This is a genomic window from Sphingomonas flavalba, from assembly GCF_004796535.1.
GTDB lineage: Bacteria > Pseudomonadota > Alphaproteobacteria > Sphingomonadales > Sphingomonadaceae > Sphingomonas_L > Sphingomonas_L flavalba.
In genome coordinates this window covers 1-14,003 of the sequence record NZ_SPHY01000016.1, presented here as the reverse complement: position 1 = coordinate 14,003, position 14,003 = coordinate 1, and the positions used below count along the sequence as shown (strand labels likewise).

Below are 14,003 nucleotides of genomic sequence, written 5' to 3'. Positions count from 1 at the left end.
GTTCGCGTTCGACAACCGGCACCGATAGCGGCTAGGGCGCGGGGGCCATGCCCCGCACCCCGCACCATGCCCTGCCCGTCATCGCCATTATCGGCCGGCCCAATGTCGGCAAGTCGACGCTGTTCAACCGGCTGGTCGGCAAGAAGCTGGCGCTGGTCGACGACCGGCCGGGGGTGACGCGCGACCGGCGCGAGGGCGATGCCGACCTGCTCGGCTGCCCGTTCCGGATCATCGACACCGCAGGGTTCGAGGAGGACGACCCGCAGAGCCTGCCGGGGCGGATGCGGGCGCAGACCACCGCCGCGCTGGCCGAGGCCGACGCGGCGCTGCTGATGATCGACGCGCGCGCCGGGGTGCTGCCGCTCGACGCCGAGATTGCCCGCTGGCTGCGCGCCGGCGACACGCCGGTGGTGCTTGTCGCCAACAAGGCGGAAGGGCGCGCCGGCGAGCAGGGGGTGCTGGAGGCGCTGGCGCTCGGCTTCGGCGACCCGGTGCAGATGTCCGCCGAGCATGGCGAGGGGCTGGCCGACCTGTTCGAGGGATTGCGGCCGTTCATCGAGCGCGACGCGGAAGACAGCGAAAGCGAGGACGGCGGCGGCGATGAGGACGAGGAGGGCGATGCCGACGGCGTGGCGACCGGGCCGCTCAAACTGGCGATCGTCGGCCGGCCCAATGCCGGCAAGTCGACGCTGATCAACCAGATGCTGGGCGAGGAACGGATGATCACCGGGCCGGAGGCCGGGATCACCCGCGATTCGATCGCGATCGACTGGGCCTGGCGCGACCGGCCGGTGCGGCTGATCGACACCGCCGGCATGCGCAAGCGCGCGCTGGTCAAGGACAAGCTGGAGAAGCTGTCGGTCGCCGATGCGCTCCACGCCGTCGATTTCGCCGAGGTCGTCGTGTTGCTGCTCGATGCGACGCGCGGGCTGGAGGCGCAGGACCTGCGGATCGCCGACGCGGTGTTGCAGGAAGGCCGGGCGTTGATCGTCGCGCTCAACAAATGGGACGTAGCGGACGAGCCTAGCGCGCTGTTCAACGGGGTGCGCGCCGCGCTCGACGACGGGCTGGCGCAGGTCAGGGGCCTGCCGCTTCTGACCGTCTCGGCGGTGACCGGCAAGGGCATCGACCAGTTGCTGGAGGCGGCGTTCGCGGCACGCGACGCCTGGTCGAAGCGGGTGCCGACCGGGCAGCTCAACCGCTGGTTCGAACGCGCGATCGAGCAGAACCCGCCGCCGGCGCCGGGCGGCAAGCGGATCAAGCTGCGCTACCTGACCCAGGCGAAGACGCGGCCGCCGGGCTTCGTGCTGTTCGGCACCCGCGTCGACCAGTTGCCGGAAAGCTACCGGCGCTACCTGATGAACGGCATCCGCCGCGACCTGGGCTTTGGCGCGGTGCCGGTGCGGCTGACCCTGCGCGCGCCGAAGAACCCGTTCGGCGGCAAATGATCGACGCGCGCGGCATGCACTGCCCGTGGCCGGCGCTGATGCTGGCCAAGGCGCTGCGCGACGCGGCGGAGGCGGTGATCGTCGCCGACGACCCCGCCGCCCCGCGCGAGATTGCCGCGTTGGCCGCCGAACGCGGCTGGACGGTGACGGCGGAGGAGACGCCGATCGGCGCCGGCGCGCGGGTGCGCCGCGCCGGCGCCTGAATTTTGCCGGGCGCGGCCCGGACATCAACCGGCCTTTTACGATTCCGGTCTATTGCGGGAAAACGGGGCCGCGAAGGAAGGATGCGGGCGACAGTGTCCGGACAGGAAAGCAGTTTGATCGATTGGGCGATGTTCCAGCAGGTGCGAGCCGAGCTGGGCGCCGATTTCGTGCGGATTCTCGGCTATTTCCGGGAGGACGGCGCCAAGGCGCTCACCCGGATCGAGGAGGCGCTGCGCGCCGGCGACGCGGCGGCGCTGGTCGTCCCCGCCCATACGCTGAAAGGCGAGGCGCGCCAGTTCGGCGCCGGGCTGGTCGCCGACAGCGCCGAGACGATCGAGATGGTCGCCCGGCGCTGCGTCGAGATGCACCAGGCGCCGGACGAGCTGATCGCGGAAGCGGTGCGGCTGAAGCCGCTGTTCGCCGAAACGCTGGCCCAGTTCGACCGCGAGACCAACCCGCTGGTCGAACGGCGCCCCGCCTTCGGGCGCAAGGCGCAGGCGCTGGCCGAAGGGATGGGGGCCGAGGGGATGGGGCGGGGCTGAAACCCCGCCGCCGTCAGTCCTCCTCTGGCTTCGACTGGAGCTGGATGTAGTTCTGCAGGCCCATCTGGCGGATCATGTCGAACTGGCGTTCCAGCGTGTCGACATGCTCTTCCTCGCTGGCGAGAATATCTTCCAGCAATTCGCGGGTGACATAGTCGCGCACGCTTTCGCAATGGGCGATGCCGTCGCGCAGCAGCGGGATCGCCTCATTCTCCAGCGCGAGGTCGGCCTTAAGGATCTCCTCGACCGATTCGCCGATCCGCAGCCGGCCGAGCATCTGGAAATTGGGCAGCCCGTCGAGGAACAGGATGCGCTCCGCCAGCTTGTCGGCGTGCTTCATCTCGTCGATCGATTCGCCATATTCGAACTTGGCGAGGCGCTTAACGCCCCAATGGTCGAGCAGGCGGTAGTGCAGGAAATACTGGTTGATCGCCGTCAGCTCATTCTTGAGCGCGTCGTTCAGATACTCGATGACCTTCGCGTCACCCTGCATGACATTCTCCTTCCGCAGGCCGCTATCATAGCGGTGCCGGCTGGAAGAATCACCCGAAAAAACCGCAGAAATCCGCGGTTTATCCAGTTGCAAGCGTTATGCAGTAGCCCGTTCTTCAGTGATAATCTCTCGCGCGAACGGCACGCACTGGCCGCAGCGGGGACGGCGGCCGAGGCTGGCATAGGCCGAAAGCGGGTCGCCGCAGCCCTGACGCGCGGCCTCGCGCACGTCCTTTTCCCGTATTGCGTTGCAGACGCAGACGACCATCGGTTCCGCCCTCTCTCTCGCAACCCAAATATAGCTATTGAGAATGGATTGCAAGTGATCAGTTGCGGCGAAAGCGTTGCGGCCGGCCGCGCGCCAGCGAGCGCCACAGCCATTCGAGCGGCCCATAGGCGAATCGGTCGAGCCAGGGTTTCGACCACAGCAGGATCAGCGCCCACACCCCGGCGACGACGCCGTAGCATTGCCAGCGTTCCAGCCAGCCGTACCAGCCAAGGCCGTAGCCGTAGAACAGCAGGGTGCAGACCAGGCTGGTGCCGACATAATTGGAAAAGGCCATCCGCCCGGCGGCGGCCAGCCGTTCCGCCAGCCAGCGGGCGTGGCCGGACTGCACGAACAGGATGACCAGCGCCGCGTCGGCGACGGCCAGCAGCGGGCGCAGCAGGGTCAGGTGCAGCGCCTCCGTCATCAGCAGGGTGACAGGGGAAAAGCGGATGGCGTCGATCCACGCGACCAGCGGCAGATAGAGCGGCACGCAGACCAGATAGCCGGCGAGCGCGACCTGCCGGTAGCGCCGCCGGCTCCACCCGCCGCTGAAGAAGCCGGTGCGGAACAGCGCCATGCCGAGCGCGATCAGCGCCAGAGTGTCCGGGATGACCAGCGGCAGGATGCGCTGCTGGTAGCGCAGGGCGGTTTCGGCACGCGCGGCCTGCACGCTGGCCCAGCCGCCGCGATAGGCGGTGAGGTCCGTAGCGGCGGTGGCCGGCGGCGGCGCCATCGAGTCGCGATAGGCCTGCCAGCCCGCGCGCAGCGCCGGGTCGGACGCCGGGTCGGTCGCCGCCGCCTCGTACCGCGCGGCGGCGTCGTACTGGACGGCGCCGACCGCCAGCTTCGCGGCGAGCAGTGCGGCGGCAAACACGAAAAGCGTGCGCGCCGGCAGTCGCCAGGCGAGGAAGGCAGCCGCGCCGCACAGCGCGTAGAGGACGAGGATGTCGCCGGCCCAGACCAGATAGGCGTGGAGCATGCCGATGACGCACAGCCAGAGCATCCGCGCATAATGGACGCGGGCCGGGCGCGCGCCGGACGCCAGCGCCCGATCCGCGATCAGCAGCATGCTGGCGCCGAACAGCATGGTGAACAGCCCGCGCATCTTGCCGTCGGCGAGGACGTAGGCGAGCGCCCAGGCGACGAAATTCGCGCCGTCCGCCCCGCCGTAATAATGCGGGTCGACATAGGCATAGCCGGGCATCGCGAAGGCGATGATGTTGAGCAGCAATATGCCCATCACCGCGACGCCGCGCACGGCGTCGACGGTAGCGAGGCGGGGCGGCGTGCCCGCCGGGGCGGCGGTGGCGGTCAGGCGCGCCCCGATCGGAGCGCGCGCGCCGCGACCAGCGCGATCGGTATCCCGACCAGGATCAGGTGGCACAACCACTGGCCGGCGATCGCCTGCGGATCGGTCGGGATGCCGATCGCCGGCCAGCGCAGCGGCCGGACGATCCAATACATGATGAACCACAGCAGCAGGCCGTAGGCGACGCCGGCGACCAGCGGCCGGGCGACCAGCACCGGCATCCGCCGGGCGGCGGCGATGAAGGTCGCCGCCATCGCCGCCATGATCGCGTAATGGACGGCGACGCCGACAGCCATCCAGCCGCCGGAGCCGGTGAGAGCAGCGTCGCCGAACGGCCCGCTGGCGACGAAGCGCAGCACCGCTGCCGGCGCCATGCCTGCCGCACCGGCAAAGACGAAGGCGGCGATCAGATCGAGCGTGCCGGCGATCGCGGTGGCGACGAGGACGGGTTTCAGCATGGCGGCCCTCCTTTCGGGCGGCGGAGTTCACTTGGCCGGGGCGGGCGAGTCAAGCCGGGCTTTGGGCGGCGTTGCCCCTGGGTGTGACGACGCATGGAGCGCGGCGATTGCCCGGAGGGTGGTGGCGGGTTGATCGCCACGCTCCCTGCAGGGATTCGCGATGGCGGGGTGGGGGCGGGGTGGGGGATGACTCCTCTGCTCCTGCTTGCGCGGACGTGCAGCGCTGGGGGGGGCGGTCAGCTGGTGGACAGGGCGTTTTGCAGGTCGAGGCCGCTGGGTTCCTGAAACAGACGCAGGCCGAATTCGGGTAGAATCGCCAGCAGATGGTCGAAGATGTCGGCCTGGATCGATTCATAGGCGGCCCAGGCGGTGGTGCTGGTGAAGCAGTAGATTTCGAGCGGCAGGCCCTGCGACGTCGGCTGGAGCTGGCGAACCAGCTGGGTCATGTCCTGCGCGATGCGGCCATGGGCCTGGAGATAGGCGATCACATAGGCGCGGAAGGTGCCGATATTGGTGATCCGCCGGCTGTTGACCGGGTCGCGGCCCTGTTCGGCAAGGCCGGCGTTCCACGCGTCCAGTTCGCCCTGCTTGCGGTCGAGATAGCCGTCGAGCAGCGCGAAACGGCGCAGCGCCGCCTGCTCGGCGGCGCCCAGGAAGCGGACGCTGTTCTGGTCGAGCAGCAGCGCGCGCTTGATCCGCCGCCCGCCCGATTCCGACATGCCGCGCCAGTTCTTGTAGCTTTCGGTGATCAACCGGTGGGTCGGGATCGAGGTGATCGTCTTGTCCCAGTTCTGCACCTTCACCGTGTGCAGCGCGATGTCGATGACGTCGCCGTCGGCGTTGAGCTGCGGCATTTCGATCCAGTCGCCGACACGCAGCATGTCGTTGGAGGTAAGCTGGACCGAGGCGACCAGCGACAGGATCGTGTCCTTGAACACCAGCATCAGCACCGCCGCCATCGCGCCAAGGCCGGAGAGCAGCAGCAGCGGCGACTGATCCATCAGCGTCGCGACGACGAGGATCGCGGCGGCGACGAACAGTAGGATCTTGACGACCTGGACATAGCCCTTGATCGGCCGGCTCGCCGCGTCCGGCCGGCGCTGGTAGAGCAGGTTGACCAGATCGAGCGCGGCGCTGATCGCCAGCACGATGGTCAGGATGACGAACACGCTGACGCCGTTGCGGACGAGGTTGGCGACGCCGGCATGGAGGTGCGGCACCGCGTCTATGCCGCGCGCGACGATCACCGCCGGGACGATATTGGCCAGCCGCGCGACGATCGGCGCCGGGGTCGGCCCGTCGGCCGGCAGGAAGCGCAGCGCCAGGCGCAGGATCAGCTTCTTGACGACCAGATTGGCGAGGAAGGCGACCGTGGCAAGGATGGCGAGGCCGGTCAGCGTTTCCGCCCAGGGCGGCGAACTGGCGAGGAAGGGCAGGGCGGAGGCGGTGGGTGCAAGGCCGGTCATGACAGCTTTCATCGACGCCGCCCGTGTGAACGGGCACGTCCTTTATTCCTCCTGGCTGTGATTGCGGTCGGGCGACAGTGCCGTCGGGCGGCGGGCCTGTCAAACGCTGTCGCCCGGCAAGCCGGGTGCCGCTTTTGCTTGGTACGGTGATCGGTTTCGGAATAAGACGGATCATAATATGGCGAACAGGAGAGAGCGATGGCGCGCGCATGGCATCTGGCGTCCCGGCCTGACGGTATGCCGACGATCGACAATTTCGCGCTGAAGCCGCTGCCCGATATGCCGCTCGCCGAGGGGCAGGCGCGCGTCCGTAACCTGTGGCTGTCGGTCGACCCCTATATGCGCGGGCGGATGAACGACGTGAAAAGCTATGTGCCGCCGTTCAAGCTCGGCGCGCCGATGGAAGGCGGCGCGGTCGGCGAGGTGATCGAGAGCCGCAATCCCGCCTTCGCGCCCGGCGACAAGCTGCTGCACATGGCCGGCTGGCGCGACGAGGCGGTGATCGGCGCCGAGACGATGGCGCAGAAGCTGCCGGCGCTGGGCGTGCCGGACGAGACCTGGCTGCACAATCTGGGGCTGACCGGCGGCACCGCCTATTTCGGGCTGCTGCGCGTGGCGGAAGCCAAGGCGGGCGACACGGTGTTCGTGTCGGCGGCGGCCGGGGCGGTCGGCTCCGCCGTCGTCCAGATCGCCAAGCTGAAAGGCATGACGGTGATCGGATCGGCCGGCGGCGCGGCCAAATGCGCCTGGGTGCGCGAACTGGGCGCCGATGCGTGCATCGACTACAAGGCGGGCGACGTGCTGCCGCAACTGGCCGTCGCGGCGCCCGAGGGCATCGACGTCTATTTCGACAATGTCGGCGGCGAGCATCTCGACGCCGCCTTCGCGCTGGCGCGGCAGAATGCGCGCTTCGCGATCTGCGGGATGATCGACCGCTACAACGACGGCGGCGCGCTGACCCTGAAATACCTGATCCGTACCATCCCGGCGCGGATCCGCATGCAGGGCTTCATCTATACCGATTTCCTGGCCGAGCTGCCCGCCTTCGTGCAGGAGATGGCCGGATGGGTGCTGGCCGGCAAGGTGACGGCGCGGACCACCGTGCATGAAGGGCTGGACAGCATGGTCGACGCGTTCCTCGGCCTGTTCTCCGGCGCCAATACCGGGAAAATGCTGGTTAGAATCTAGGGGTTGGCGGCGAGGCGAAGCGGGGCTTTGCCGCGCGGTAGATTTTTCGCTATTTCTCTACTTAAAAGAGTGAGATTATATTTCTTCCCTCATAAGGGAGGACGACATGCATAGATACCTGCTGATGGCCGGCGTCGGTTACGCCGCGATCCTGGCGCCGCCGCAGGCCGCCCGCGCGGAGAGCGCCGCCGCCGGGGCGGTCGAGGCGGCCGACCCGGCGAGCGGCGACATCGTCGTCACCGCGCGGCGGCGCGAGGAGAAGATCCAGAAGGTGCCGCTGGCGGTTTCGGTGGTCAACGACACCGCGCTGGAGGCGACCGGCAGCTTCAATGTCGGCAAGCTGCAGCAATTGCAGCCGACGGTGCAGTTCTTTTCGAGCAACCCGCGCAATAGCGCCGCCAACATCCGCGGGCTCGGCGCGCCGTTCGGGCTGACCAACGACGGCATCGAGCAGGGCGTCGGCCTGTATGTCGACCAGGTATTCTACGCGCGCAGCGCCGCGACGACCTTCGACTTCCTCGACGTCCAGCAGATCGAGATCCTGCGCGGGCCGCAGGGCACGCTCTATGGCAAGAACACCACCGCCGGGGCGATCAACATCACCAGCCGGCCGCCGAGCTTCTCGCCGGAAGGGCGGATCGAGGTCAGCTACGGCAACCTCGGTTTCGTGCAGGCCAAGGCGGCGGTGTCCGGCCCGCTGATCGCCGACCGGCTGGCGATCCGCATCGCCGCCGCCGGCACCCACCGGCGCGGCACGTTGTACAACATCACCACCGGCAACCGGATCAACGAGCAGGACAATCTGGGCGTGAAGGCGCAGTTGCTGCTGCGCGCGACCGACACGCTGAACCTGACGCTGGCCGGCGATTACAACCGGCAGAACCCGGTATGCTGCGGCCAGGTGTATGTGCGCACCGGCGCGACGCAGCGACCGCTCAACCGGCAATATGCGGCGCTGGCGGCGGCGTTCAATTATGCGCCGCCCAGCCTGAACCCGTTCGACCGGGTGACCGACCTCGACGGCGATCTGAAGGCGAAGCAGTCGCTGGGCGGGGTGTCGCTGCGTGCCGAATGGGAACTGGGGCCGGGGACGCTGACCTCGGTATCCGCCTGGCGCTTCTGGAACTGGGATCCGTCGAACGACCGCGATTTCATCGGCCTGCCGATCACCGCCGTGTCGGCCAACCCGTCGAAGCAGCGGCAATGGACGCAGGAGATCCGCTATGCCGGGGCGGGCGGGGCGGTCGATTACGTGTTCGGCCTGTTCGGTTTCCACCAGACGGTCCACACATCCGGCGCGCAGGTGCAGGGGCCGGCGGCGAGCCGCTGGCTGCTCAACCCGTCTGGGGTCAACGCCAACGACCCGTCGGTGCTGGACGGTCTGCGGTCGGACAACGCCATCGATTTCAGCAACACCAGCCTCGCCGCCTTCGGCCAGTTCACCTGGAAGCTGACCGACCGGCTGCGCGTCCAGCCGGGCATCCGCGTCAACTACGACAAGAAAAGCGGCTCCTACGTCGCGACGGTGGTGACGGGGAGCGGCAGCACCACGCTCAATTCCGACCAGCGCGGGGTGCTGGCGCCGCAAAGCTACCAGCCCAAGTTCAGCGACTGGAACCTGTCCTACGACTTCACCCTGTCCTACGACGTCGCGGCCGACGTGATGGGCTATGCGACCTACGCCAAGAGCTTCAAGTCGGGCGGGATCAACCTGTCCGGCCTGCCGCTGGACGCCGCCAACAACCCGATCCTCGCGGTGCAGACGGTGAAGCCGGAGAGCGTCGACCATTTCGAGGTCGGGCTGAAAACCCAGTTCCTCGACCGGCGGGCGACGCTGAACATCGCCGGCTTCTGGACCGATGTGAAGAATTTCCAGGCGACCGTCACCAACGGGCAGCTTGGCGTGATCCGCGGCTATCTCGCCAATGCCGCCAAGGTCAGGGTGCGGGGCATCGAGGCGGATTTCGCGCTGCGGCCGAGCGACCGGCTCAGCCTGTACGCCAATGGCGCGTTCACCGACGCCAAATATGCGAAGTTCGTCGATGCGCCCTGCCCACCAGAACTGGCCGGCGGCACCGCTGTCGCCGCCGGCCAGACACCGGGGGCGCCCGGCACGCCCGGCGGCCCGAGCCCGGCCTTCTGCGACATTTCCGGCCAGATCCTGCCCGGCGTGTCGAAATGGGCGCTGTCCTATGGCGCGGAATATAATGTCCCCGCGCAGGTGCTGGGGCAGGAGGGCAATGTCTATCTGGGTTTCGACGGCAGCTATCGATCGATATTCTCGTCCAACCCGTCGCGTTCGGCTTACACCGATATCGAGGGCTATGCGCTGTCCAACCTGCGGCTGGGCTTCCGCAGCGCCAGCGGCTGGGACGCCTATGGCTGGGTCCGCAACGCGTTCAACGTCAAATATTTCGATTTCCTGTCGGTCCAGTCCGGAAATACCGGGCTGATCATCGGCCAGCCGGGCGACCAGCGCACCTACGGCCTGACCGTGAAGGCGGCGTTTTAGAGTTGGTCCGCTTCAGGCGGAATCGGCGCCCGGTGCAGCTCGAACAGGACAAACTCTGGGACGCCCGCCCGCGCCGGCATGCCGGGGTCAGCGCGGCGGGGCGTCGCCGCAGCGGACGGTGCCGGAGCCCTGGTGCTGGACGGTGCAGGCGGGAGCGCCGAGGATGGTGACGTCGCCGGTGCCGTTGGCGGCGACGGTGGCGGCGTGGCCGGCGCGGGCGGTGACCTGGCCGCCGCCCTGGCTGTTGACGGTTATGTCGTTGGCGGCGAGCCGGCCGGCGTCGAGCAAGCCGTTGCCGCGGACCACCGCGTTCGCCGCCTTGACGGTGCCGGCGGCGGTCAGGCTGCCCGAACCGGCGAGCGCCAGATCGGCGCGATCGGCGTCGATCCGGGCGACGGCGAGGGTGCCGGCGCCTTCGACGCCGAGGCTGACGCGGGCGCCGCGCATCGCGTCGACGGTAAGCGCGCCGCTGCCGAGCACCCGCGCGACGGTGAGCGCCGGGGTGGTCAGCGCCAGCCGCACCGGGCCGGCCGCCTCGCCCGGATAGCCGCCCCAGGCGCCGCCGCTGGTCCGGACGCGCAGCGTCGTGCCGTCGACGCTGAGCGACAGGCCGTCCAGCCCGCGCAGCGCGCCAGTCGCCCGCGCCGAGACCGCCCGGCCGGTGACGACGCTGACCGCGTAAGGCCCCTCTACCAGAATGCGGTCGAAGCTGGTGATGCCGATCGTCCGTTCGGCGGCGGCGGCGGGCGCCGCGGCGGAGAGGGCGGCGATCAGGAGGGCGCAGCGCGACGGCATCCGCAGATCATGCCCCGCGTCGCGCGCCGCCGCAACGGCGCTGTCCGCTTGAAGCGGAGCGGGCGGAAGCGCCCAAGGTTCCGGCGATGCATGGCATCGTTGGAAAGGTGCTGGAGGGCGGTGCCGCCTAAAGCGGACAGGCCCTAACCTTGACCGGGGCAGTGCACCGAGCCGGAGCCCATGCGCGACACCCGGCAGCTTGCCTTGCCGGTGATCGCGACGTCGCCCGAGCCCATGATCGACACCACCGCTTCGCCGTCGACCCCGGCCTTGACCCCGCCTGAGCCGGCGACCGAGATCTTCGCCTGATCGCTTTTCAGCGCGGCGGCGTCGACATTGCCCGATCCGGCGATCGAAACGGCGATCGCGCCGGCGGTGCCGGCGGCGACGAGGTCGCCCGAGCCGGCGATGTCGAACGATGCGCTCCGCGCGTCGAGCGCGGCGACGCGCAGGTTGCCGGACCCGGCGATGCCGGCGTCGAACCGCTCGCCCGACGCGCGGTCGACGTCCATATCGCCCGATCCGGCGATCGTCGCCTCGGCCAGCTTCGGCAGGGTGACGGTGACCGTGGCGTGGCCGCGCGAGCCGTCGGAGAACAGCACCCAGCCGCTGTTGCGTTTGCGGCCGATGCGGAGACGGCCGTTGCGCACCTCTATCTCCAGCCGGTCGAGCACGGCGGTGTCGCCGGTGGCGGTCACCGATTCGCGCCCGCCGACCTTGACGATCACCCGGTCCGACCCGGCGAGCTGGATGCGATCGAAGCCGCTGGCGGGGAAGCTGCGGCTGGCGGTCTGGCCGCTCGCCCGGCTGCTGTTGGCATTGCCCGGCGTGCAGGCGGCCAGCGCGGTGGCGAGCAGCGCGGCGGCAAAGATGCGCATGGCGGTATCTCCTTACTGTATTGCTATAATAATACAGCAAGGACTGGGTGCCGGTCCACAAAAAAAGGGCGGCCCCGCCGGGACCGCCCCTTTACTTGCCTGCGACGCGACGCGGATCAGGCGTCGACCGCCGCTTCCTTCGCCTTGTTGTGGATGGCGGCGGCCTTGTCGAGGATCTCGTGGATCTTGGTCTGCGCCTTCGGCTCGTCGATCTGCTCCATCGCGGCCAGCTCACGGGCGAGCCGGCTGGCGGCGGCCTCGAAGATCTGGCGCTCGGAGTAGCTCTGCTCGGGCTGGTCGTCGGCGCGGAACAGGTCGCGGACCACCTCGGCGATCGACACCAGGTCGCCCGAATTGATCTTCGCCTCATATTCCTGGGCGCGGCGCGACCACATGGTGCGCTTGACCCGCGGCTTGCCGGTCAGCGTCTGCAGCGCCTCCTGCAGCGTCTTGTCCGACGACAGCTTGCGCATGCCGACGCTTTCGGCCTTGTTGGTCGGCACGCGCAGCGTCATCCGCTCCTTTTCGAAGCGCAGGACGTACAGCTCTAGGTTGATCCCGGCTATTTCCTGTCGCTGGAGTTCGACGACCCGACCGACACCGTGCTTGGGGTATACAACATAATCACCGACATCGAAGCTCAGCGCCTTTGCAGCCATTTGCCTAGCGACCTTTCTTGGATTGTGATGCGCATCCGCACGAGAGCGTTCGCCTGAAGGGCGTGAGGCACTCGCGAGGGCGGGATAGAACAGCCTTTCTTGCGGACGCGATGGGGGACATGCGTTGCGATCGGCGACTGATTTAACAGATTCGCAGCAAAAATGCCAGCCCACCGTCAAAACGGCGGAATTACGAGGCTTTCATCGGGTGCGGTGCTGGCGGGCGACTCAGTCGCCCTGGCCCGGCTCCGGCGAGAAATACTTGTCGTACTTGCCTTCCTCGCCCTTGTGCGCGTCGGCGTCGTCCGGCTGCTCGCGCTTGCGGGTGATGTTCGGCCACTGGGTCGAGAAGGTGGCGTTCAGCTCCAGCCACTGCTCCTGTCCGCTTTCGGTATCGGGCAGGATGGCCTCGGCCGGGCATTCCGGCTCGCAGACGCCGCAGTCGATGCATTCGCTGGGGTTGATGACCAGCATGTTCTCGCCTTCGTAGAAGCAGTCGACCGGACAGACTTCGACGCAATCCATATACTTGCAGCGGATGCAGGCATCGGTGACGACGTAGGTCATGGCAACATGGCTCCCAGGGGCATTCGCCCCCCGCTATTGCGCCGGACTCCGCCCGTCAATGTTTAGCGGCCTGTTGCAAGTCGTTATCACTCCGGCGCCAGATCGGTATAGCAGGCGCGCGCCTCCGCCGCCGGGCCGCGCCGCGCCGGCAGCGCCTCGATGCGGATCACCCGCACCCGCGCGCCGGCCGGGTAGCTGAGCACGTCGCCGACCTTGACCAAGGCATGGGCGCGGGCGACGACCCGGCCGCTGATCCGCATATGGCCGGCCTCGGCGATCGCCTGCGCCGCCGCGCGGCTGCGCGCCAGCCGGGCGAACCACAGATATTTGTCGAGGCGCAACGCCTCACCCGTCATGGCGGCGGAGCGCGGCAAGCGCGGCGAAGGCATTGCCCGGCCGGGCAACGGCGGCGGCCGGGCGCGGCCGGCGGCGCGGCGCCCAGGCCCAGCCCGCCGCCTGCTCCGCTTCGGCCGGCTCGGCGCGGAAGCCAAGGCTTTCCATCAGCCGGGCGAGGGAGGCGGCGCTCAGCCCCATCGACGTCGCCAGCGAGGGATCGGGGGCGAAGCGGCGGCGGCCGTCGCGCGCCTGATGCGCGGCACGGGCGATGCGTTCGACCAGATCGACGCGCAGCATCTGCTCGCCGAGCGGGCGGTAGCCGGCGGCGGCATGGGCCGGATCGCGCGGCAGCAGCGCCGCGCCCGGCGGCGGCACCGGCGGCATGCCCGCATCCGCCTGCGCTGCGGCAAGCGCCAGCCGCCAGCGCATCGCTTCCGGCTTCAGCAGCGGCGCGGCGAACACGTCGAGCGCGCCGATGGTGATACCGAGCCGCCGCGCCTGATAGCGTGTCGCCTTGTCCATGCCGGCCAGTGCCGGCTCGACCGCCTGTCGCGCGATCAGCCCGCCCGCCTCGCCGAGCGGGGCGAGCAGCGCGCGCAGCGGCGGCGGCGTCGCCGGATCGCGCCCGGCGGTGGCGATCCGCGCCAGCGGCTGGAGCAGCCGCGCGACCTGCGTGTCGACCCATGTCGCCAGCCGGGCGGCGATTGCGGCGCGCTGCGCCTCCGACAAGGCGGCGATCGCCCGGTCGAGCCGCAGCGCCGGGCGCAGCAGCCCCTTGCCGCGGGTGAGCGCCGCCACCGGCAGGCCGCGCCACGCGAGGGTAGGCGGCGCGCCGGGGGTGTCGGTCAGCAGCGCGAAGCCGTCGTCGCCGTCGGCGGCGA

At 69.2% G+C, this 14,003-nt stretch carries 15 protein-coding genes and 1 pseudogene; 5 read left to right on the top strand and 11 right to left on the bottom strand.

Going from position 1 to position 14,003, the window contains the following annotated elements:
- Positions 1-47 precede the first annotated feature (47 nt).
- The 3 genes from der (at position 48) to E4A53_RS12825 (ending at position 2,194) form a co-directional block, all read left to right on the top strand.
- The gene (gene der / locus E4A53_RS12835; protein WP_136163513.1) at positions 48-1,448 is read left to right on the top strand and encodes a ribosome biogenesis GTPase Der; all 1,401 of its coding nucleotides are present in this window, start codon (positions 48-50) and stop codon (positions 1,446-1,448) included.
- Positions 1,445-1,651, top strand: coding sequence for a sulfurtransferase TusA family protein (locus E4A53_RS12830; RefSeq protein WP_136163512.1), 207 nt, complete (start codon positions 1,445-1,447; stop codon positions 1,649-1,651). Before der ends, E4A53_RS12830 begins: the two co-directional genes overlap by 4 nt.
- A gap of 93 nt (positions 1,652-1,744) precedes the next feature.
- Complete coding sequence (locus tag E4A53_RS12825) at positions 1,745-2,194, top strand: Hpt domain-containing protein (RefSeq protein ID WP_136163511.1); 450 nt, start codon at positions 1,745-1,747, stop codon at positions 2,192-2,194.
- 13 nt (positions 2,195-2,207) lie between these two features.
- Here the strand turns inward: E4A53_RS12825 and bfr are convergent, their stop codons facing one another.
- The 5 genes from bfr to E4A53_RS12800 form a co-directional block, all read right to left on the bottom strand.
- A complete protein-coding gene (gene bfr, locus E4A53_RS12820) occupies positions 2,208-2,687 on the bottom strand; it encodes a bacterioferritin (protein WP_136163510.1) in 480 nt (159 codons plus the stop codon).
- 96 nt (positions 2,688-2,783) lie between these two features.
- The gene (locus E4A53_RS12815; RefSeq protein ID WP_136163509.1) at positions 2,784-2,954 is read right to left on the bottom strand and encodes a (2Fe-2S)-binding protein; all 171 of its coding nucleotides are present in this window, start codon (positions 2,952-2,954) and stop codon (positions 2,784-2,786) included.
- Between the two features lie 58 nt (positions 2,955-3,012).
- On the bottom strand, positions 3,013-4,344 hold the full coding sequence (locus E4A53_RS12810) for a DUF418 domain-containing protein (protein WP_136163508.1): 1,332 nt from the start codon (positions 4,342-4,344) through the stop codon (positions 3,013-3,015).
- Entirely contained in the window at positions 4,266-4,721 is a 456-nt protein-coding gene (locus E4A53_RS12805) for a hypothetical protein (RefSeq protein WP_136163507.1), read from the bottom strand. Before E4A53_RS12805 ends, E4A53_RS12810 begins: the two co-directional genes overlap by 79 nt.
- Before the next feature lie 236 nt (positions 4,722-4,957).
- Positions 4,958-6,187 carry a mechanosensitive ion channel family protein gene (locus E4A53_RS12800; RefSeq protein ID WP_136163506.1) on the bottom strand — a complete coding sequence of 410 codons (1,230 nt, stop codon included), beginning with the start codon at positions 6,185-6,187 and terminating at the stop codon, positions 4,958-4,960.
- 198 nt (positions 6,188-6,385) lie between these two features.
- On the opposite strand from E4A53_RS12800, the gene E4A53_RS12795 reads away from it, so the two are divergent.
- Together E4A53_RS12795 and E4A53_RS12790 are read left to right on the top strand one after the other, a co-directional pair.
- Positions 6,386-7,375: an NADP-dependent oxidoreductase gene (locus tag E4A53_RS12795; protein ID WP_136163505.1), complete on the top strand. Its 990-nt coding sequence runs from the start codon at positions 6,386-6,388 to the stop codon at positions 7,373-7,375.
- A gap of 106 nt (positions 7,376-7,481) precedes the next feature.
- Positions 7,482-9,887 (top strand): TonB-dependent receptor, encoded by a 2,406-nt coding sequence (locus E4A53_RS12790; protein WP_136163504.1) that lies wholly within the window; start codon positions 7,482-7,484, stop codon positions 9,885-9,887.
- A gap of 87 nt (positions 9,888-9,974) precedes the next feature.
- Here the strand turns inward: E4A53_RS12790 and E4A53_RS12785 are convergent, their stop codons facing one another.
- From E4A53_RS12785 to E4A53_RS14710, 6 genes and pseudogenes are all read right to left on the bottom strand, one after another.
- On the bottom strand, positions 9,975-10,682 hold the full coding sequence (locus E4A53_RS12785; protein WP_136163503.1) for a GIN domain-containing protein: 708 nt from the start codon (positions 10,680-10,682) through the stop codon (positions 9,975-9,977).
- Positions 10,683-10,825: 143 nt separating this feature from the next.
- On the bottom strand, positions 10,826-11,560 hold the full coding sequence (locus E4A53_RS12780; protein WP_136163502.1) for a head GIN domain-containing protein: 735 nt from the start codon (positions 11,558-11,560) through the stop codon (positions 10,826-10,828).
- A 116-nt stretch (positions 11,561-11,676) separates the two neighbouring features.
- Positions 11,677-12,219 carry a CarD family transcriptional regulator gene (locus E4A53_RS12775; protein WP_136163501.1) on the bottom strand — a complete coding sequence of 181 codons (543 nt, stop codon included), beginning with the start codon at positions 12,217-12,219 and terminating at the stop codon, positions 11,677-11,679.
- A gap of 228 nt (positions 12,220-12,447) precedes the next feature.
- Positions 12,448-12,786: a ferredoxin FdxA gene (gene fdxA, locus E4A53_RS12770; protein WP_136163500.1), complete on the bottom strand. Its 339-nt coding sequence runs from the start codon at positions 12,784-12,786 to the stop codon at positions 12,448-12,450.
- Positions 12,787-12,872: 86 nt separating this feature from the next.
- Positions 12,873-13,142, bottom strand: a complete 270-nt coding sequence (locus E4A53_RS12765) for a S4 domain-containing protein (protein WP_206366322.1) — start codon at positions 13,140-13,142, stop codon at positions 12,873-12,875.
- A pseudogene (locus E4A53_RS14710) lies at positions 13,132-14,003 on the bottom strand (helicase-related protein); the annotation flags it as partial. The gene E4A53_RS12765 and the pseudogene E4A53_RS14710, both read right to left, overlap by 11 nt.